At 75.1% G+C, this 5,404-nt stretch carries 5 protein-coding genes; 2 read left to right on the forward strand and 3 right to left on the reverse strand.

Annotated features, from left to right (window positions below; all coding sequences use genetic code 11):
- Positions 1-273 precede the first annotated feature (273 nt).
- The 3 genes from QM641_RS12340 to QM641_RS12350 form a co-directional block, all read right to left on the reverse strand.
- Entirely contained in the window at positions 274-771 is a 498-nt protein-coding gene (locus tag QM641_RS12340) for a SprT-like domain-containing protein (protein WP_415116915.1), read from the reverse strand.
- A 52-nt stretch (positions 772-823) separates the two neighbouring features.
- Positions 824-1,351 carry a hypothetical protein gene (locus QM641_RS12345; RefSeq protein ID WP_415116917.1) on the reverse strand — a complete coding sequence of 176 codons (528 nt, stop codon included), beginning with the start codon at positions 1,349-1,351 and terminating at the stop codon, positions 824-826.
- A 221-nt stretch (positions 1,352-1,572) separates the two neighbouring features.
- Entirely contained in the window at positions 1,573-2,433 is an 861-nt protein-coding gene (locus QM641_RS12350; RefSeq protein WP_415116919.1) for a spermidine synthase, read from the reverse strand.
- 109 nt (positions 2,434-2,542) lie between these two features.
- On the opposite strand from QM641_RS12350, the gene pxpA reads away from it, so the two are divergent.
- Both pxpA and QM641_RS12360 read left to right on the forward strand, forming a co-directional pair.
- On the forward strand, positions 2,543-3,307 hold the full coding sequence (pxpA, locus tag QM641_RS12355) for a 5-oxoprolinase subunit PxpA (protein WP_415116921.1): 765 nt from the start codon (positions 2,543-2,545) through the stop codon (positions 3,305-3,307).
- Positions 3,276-4,997: a 5-oxoprolinase/urea amidolyase family protein gene (locus QM641_RS12360; protein WP_415116923.1), complete on the forward strand. Its 1,722-nt coding sequence runs from the start codon at positions 3,276-3,278 to the stop codon at positions 4,995-4,997. The genes pxpA and QM641_RS12360 overlap by 32 nt, the downstream gene beginning before the upstream one ends.
- Positions 4,998-5,404: the final 407 nt, after the last annotated feature.

Raw genomic sequence — 5,404 nt, forward strand, 5'->3', positions numbered from 1 at the left:
GGTGGCAGCTCCCTTGGCGTGGCGTTTGTGGTCGTCTTGTGTGCGGGGTGGGGGCCACGACTGCCATCTCCTCGTGCGATGTGGGGTGGCAGCTCCCTTGGCGTGGCGCTTGTGGTCGTCTTGTGTGTGGGGTGGGGGCCACGACTGCCATCTCTTCGTGGGCGAAGCTACGGCATCCCTCGGCATCCCTCGGCATCGCTCACCTGTCGTGAGCTGCGGGACCGGTCCGCGTTTCGTGACGGACGAACGGCAGGATGCCCGCCGGCCCTGACCTCAGCGCGCGCCGGGCGGCGTCATCGCCGCCCGGCGCGTCGCGGGGGTGATCTCGCGCCGGGTCCAGGTGAGGAGGAACCTCTCGTCGTACGACCGCGCGCATCTCGCGCACGAGGTGGGGCGCGTCGCGCGGCGATGCCGGTAGGCGATGTGCCCCGCGGGGCACACGCCGACCCACGGTGCGAGCTCGGTCGCGGTCTCGCCACGGTGGGTGACGCCGCCGGTGTATCCGAGGGCTCTCGCCGTGCGCTTCCAGGCGGCTCCGTGGCCCGCGCGGGGCCCCGCGAGCGCGTGCGCGATCTCGTGCAGCAGGGTCTGCCGGTTCGCTTCGTCGTCGTAGCGTGCCGACAGGTAGCGCGACACCGTGATCCGCTGGCGCCGGTAGTCGCAGGCGCCGGCACGCTGCTTCGCGTTGTCGTAGCCGAAGCTCCATGAGGCATCCAGGTGCCGCGCGATGAGGGCCTCGGCCTCGCGGCGCAGCGCGTTCAGGTCAGACACGCAGCACTCGTTCCGTCATGCCCGGAACGCGAGAGCAGGCTTCCGACGTCACTCAGCTCGCGACCGATGCGCCCGCGCGCCGCCGCTCGGCCGCCTCGATCGCGATGAGGCTCGATTCGAGTTGGTCCTCCGGCGCTCCCGCCTCCTGCCGCAGGAACAGCGCCCGCTTGAAGTCGGCGCGCGCGTTGGCGTAGTCGCCCGAGTCGTAGAACACCTTGCCGCGGTGCTGGAACGCGAAAGCCGACAGCGCCGCCCAGCTCTGCCCCTCGGCCTCCTCGGCGCACGTCGTGATCTCCTGCGCCGCCGCCGCGTACGCACCCCGGAACTGCAGCACGGTCGCGTGCAGAACGCGCGCCCGCAGCAGGTCTTTGCGGGTGCCGCCCATGCGCGCGACGCGTACCGCCTGCTCCGCGACGAGCAGCGCGTCGTCGAGCTCGCCGACCACCTTCAGCAGCCACACGCGCTCGAGCAGGGCGGTGAGGGAGCGCTGGTCGCCCAGCTCCGCGAGACGCTCGCGGCACTCGCTCACATCGACGATCTCGCGCAGGGTCTCCGGGTCGTAGCCCTTGATATAGCTCATCGTCGTCCCCTCCGGGGTGGGTGTGCCGTGTGGATGCTGCGGGTGGGTGCGCCGGTGGTTGCGCCGGGGGGTGCGCCGTGCGCGTGCGGCCAGCCTCCCCAGTCTCCCCTCCGTGCGCCGGGCAACGGGCCAGTGCCCCCGGCGTGCCGCCGATGCCGCGCACCGGTCGCCCCGTTTCGACTCGTTGCGCTCGCTCGATGACCGGCGCCCCGGAAGCCGCCTCAGCGGTCGAAGACGGATGCCGACGGCTTCGGCGACGGGGCCGCGAAGGCATCCGTCACCACAGCGGCCCCGCGTACGAACGCGTCGAGCTCGTCGCCCTGCGCGACCTTCGCGGGGTGGGGGCCGGCCGCCATCAGGCGCGGCAGCCACTCGACCGGCAGAGGAGAGGCGGATGCCGCGATCACGAGATTCCCGAACCGGCGCCCTTTGAGCATCTGCGCCTCGGCGAGGACGATCGCCTGCGGCAGCACGGCGCGCACCGTCGCGACCTGCCGCCGGGCGAACACGAGCCCCGGCCCGTCGGTGACGTTGACCAGCAGCACGCCGTCCGGCGCCAGCAGCCCGGCGAGGATGCCGTAGTACTCGACCGTCGTCACGTGCGCGGGGGCCTGCGCGCCGGCGAAGACGTCCGAGACGACGAGGTCGACCTGGCCCCGCAGCCCCGCGGGGAGCCGCGCCGCGACCGCGCGCGCGTCCCCGACGCGCACCCGTACCCTCGCGTCGCGCCGCAGCGGGAGGTGCTCCCGCACGAGGTCGACGAGGGCCTGCTCGAGCTCGATCACCTGCTGGCGCGAGCCGGGGCGCGTGTGCGCGATGTAGCGCGGCAGGGTGAGGGCTCCGGCGCCGAGGTGGACCGCCGTGAGCGGCTGGCCCGGCATCCGCAGCCGGTCGATCACGGCGGCCATGCGCCCCACGTATTCGAAGTGCAGGTGCGTGGGGTCGTCGAGGTCGACGTGCGACTGCGGTGTGTCGTCGACCTCGAGCTCGTAGCCGCCCGCGTAGCGGCTCGGCACGATGCGCGCGAGGGCGCCGTCGCTCAGGCGCGCCTGCGGCGGGTGCTCCAGGTGTGCGCGGGCCATGCTTTCACGGTAGTCGGCGACCATAATTCCGGCAGAATCGGGCTCTTGGGGTCGCAGAGGGCCTCCGTTCGGCAACTCAGCCTGAGTTATGCGCCGCTAGCGTGGTCGCATGGCGACCATCGATCTCAACGCCGACCTCGGCGAGAGCGTCGACGGGGTGCCGACGGCCGACGACGCGGCGATGTTCGCCGTCGTCTCGAGCGCGTCGATCGCGTGCGGCGGGCACGCGGGCGACGCTGCGTCGATGGCGGATGCCGTCGCCCGCGCCGCGCGCGCAGGAGTCGCCGTCGGCGCCCACCCCTCCTACCCCGACCGCGCGGGGTTCGGCCGCGCACGGATGTCGCTGCCGGCGGCCGAGTTGCGCGCGAGCCTCGACGCGCAGCTCGCGGCGCTCCTCGCCGCGGGAGCCGACATCCGCTACGTCAAGCCGCACGGCGCGCTCTACCACGCGATCCGGGAGGATCCGGCGCAGGCTCGGGCCGTGGCATCCGCCGTCGCCGGTCTGTCCGAGCGCCTCGGCCGGGCCGTGCCGATCCTGGGCCTGGAAGGCGAGATCTCGCTCGCCGCGGCGGCGGCCGGGCTGCCGTTCCGGCGTGAGGCGTTCCTCGATCGCGGGTACCTGGCGTCGGGTGCTCTCGTGCCGCGCGGCGAGCCCGGCGACCTGCTGCACGGTGCCGAGCTGGTCGCCGCGCGCGCCGTGCGCCTCGCGACGGAGGGCGTGGTCGAGGCCGTCGACGGCGCTCCCGGTGACGTGGTGCGAACGGATGCCGTGTCGCTGTGCGTCCACGGCGACACCCCCGGCGCCGTCGCGATGGCCCGCGCCGTGCGGGAGGCGCTCGCCGATGCCGGCATCGAGGTGCGCGCGCCGTGGTGAACGCGACCTCACCGACCCCGGGCGCGGTGGCTGCCTGCCGGGGGCGTGGCGGATGCCGGACGGGCGGTGCGCCGCGGTGACGGGGCGGATCCTGCCGTTCGGCGACCGCGCGCTGCTCGTCGAGGTCGATCGGCTCGACGACGTGCTCGCGCTGCACGCGCGACTGGCCGCGGACGTGCCGGACGGCGTGGTCGACCTCGTCCCCGCCGCGCGGACCGTGCTCGTGCACGTGGATCCGCGCCGGCTGAGCCTCGCGGCCACGCGGGCGTGGATCGCGCGTGCGGGTGGCGGACCCGTGCCGGAGCGCCGCGTCGCGCCGCTGGTCGAGCTGCCGATCGTCTACGACGGCCCCGACCTGGACGAGCTGGCGGATGCCCTCGGCATCCGCCCCGCAGAGCTCGCCGAACGGCACGCCGCGTGCGAGTGGACGGTCGCGTTCACGGGGTTCGCGCCAGGGTTCGGGTACCTCGTCAGCGCCGACTGGCGGTACGACGTGCCGCGCCGCGCGACCCCGCGCACGCGGGTTCCGGCGGGGGCCGTGGGCCTGGCCGCCGAGTTCTCCGGCGCGTACCCGCGGGAGAGCCCGGGGGGATGGCAGCTGATCGGCACGACCTCCGCGCGCCTGTTCGACGCGGATGCCGTGACGCCCGCCCTCCTCGCCCCCGGCGCGCGGGTCCGGTTCGCCGCCCTCCCCGCCCCGGCGGCCGCCTCCCCGGCGCCCTCCCCGCTCGCTGCGGCCGCCTCGGCGAGACCGCCCGTGCGCGTCGAGACCGCAGCCCTCGCACGCGGTCTCGACGCGCACACGCGCTCTCGGGACGAGGGCCGGGGCGCGCTCGTCGTCGAGCCGGGGCTGCTCGCCACGGTGCAGGACCAGGGGCGGCCGGGGCACGCCGCCGAGGGCATCGCGACGGCGGGGGCCGCCGACCGCGCGGCCCTCCGGACGGCGAACCGCCTGCTCGGCAACCGCGAGGATGCCGCCGGGGTCGAGATCACGATGGGCGGCTTCCGGGCGCGCGCCGAGAGCGACCTCTGGATCGCGGTCACGGGTGCGTGGGGCGCCGTTCTTGTCGACGGGCATCCGATGGACCCCTACGCCCCGCAGCTGTGGCCCGCGGGCTCCGAGCTGCACCTCGACTGGTTCGCGCACGGCACGCGGGCGTACCTCGCGATCCGCGGCGGGGTCGCGGCGACCGGCGTCGCGGGATCGTGCTCGACCGACACCCTGTCGGGGCTCGGCCCCGCTCCGCTGCGCGCGGGCGACCGGCTCACGCCCGCCGGCCCCGACCCCGCCGCCCCGATCCCGCCCGACGACCTGCGGCCGTGGGGCCCGCCGGACGACACCGCGATCGAGATCGCGCTGGCCCCCGGCCCGCGCGCCGACTGGCTCGCCGCCGCCGCGGGGCTGTTCGAGGCCGACTGGACCGTCTCGAACGAGGCGGATCGCGTCGGCATCCGCCTCGACGGACCCGCCCTGCGCCGCATCCGCACCGACGAGCTGCCGAGCGAGGGGATGCTGCCGGGCGCGATCCAGGTGCCGCCCGACGGCCGCCCCGTCATTCTCGGGCCCGACGGCCCGGTGACCGGCGGCTACCCCGTGATCGCGGTGGTGGCGGATGCCTCCCGCGACGCCCTCGCGCAGGCCCGCCCCGGCACGCGCCTGCGCTTCCGCCACGCCCGCCCCGGCGCCTGACGCGCGGGGCGCCCCGCGACGAGGGCGAGGGCGGGGGGGCGAGGGGGCGAGGGGGCGAGGGCGAGGGTTATACCGCAGGGCGGGAAACTCGTCAAGGATTCGGCTGGACATGGCGCGTCGCCTCGCCTATAGTAGGTAGTTGCGCTCCCTCCCCCTTGCCCTCATATGGTGGTCGGCTGGCGCCTGCAGATCCCCGCTCCGGCGGCGCGTGTGGCAGGCGGCGGGGACGGAGCACTCCACCTGACGACAAGGAAACCCGCCCACGCCCGGGCTCATGGAGGTAATTCCCTTGGCTGCTGCGCGCAACGCAACCAATCCCACCACCACCCCCAAGAACGGCCGAGGCGCCTCGCGCCTCTCGTTCGCCAAGATCTCCGACACGCTGACGGTCCCCGACCTTCTCGCGC

This window comes from Microbacterium sp., assembly GCF_047605725.1.
Classification (GTDB): domain Bacteria; phylum Actinomycetota; class Actinomycetes; order Actinomycetales; family Microbacteriaceae; genus Microbacterium.

Bases quoted from the DNA above. Each gene is read 5' to 3' on its own strand.
- pxpA (WP_415116921.1), top strand. From the start codon at position 2,543: ATGGCGACCATCGATCTCAACGCCGACCTCGGCGAGAGCGTCGACGGG.
- QM641_RS12360 (WP_415116923.1), top strand. From the start codon at position 3,276: ATGCCGGCATCGAGGTGCGCGCGCCGTGGTGAACGCGACCTCACCGAC.
- QM641_RS12345 (WP_415116917.1), bottom strand. From the start codon at position 1,351: ATGAGCTATATCAAGGGCTACGACCCGGAGACCCTGCGCGAGATCGTC.
- QM641_RS12350 (WP_415116919.1), bottom strand. From the start codon at position 2,433: ATGGCCCGCGCACACCTGGAGCACCCGCCGCAGGCGCGCCTGAGCGAC.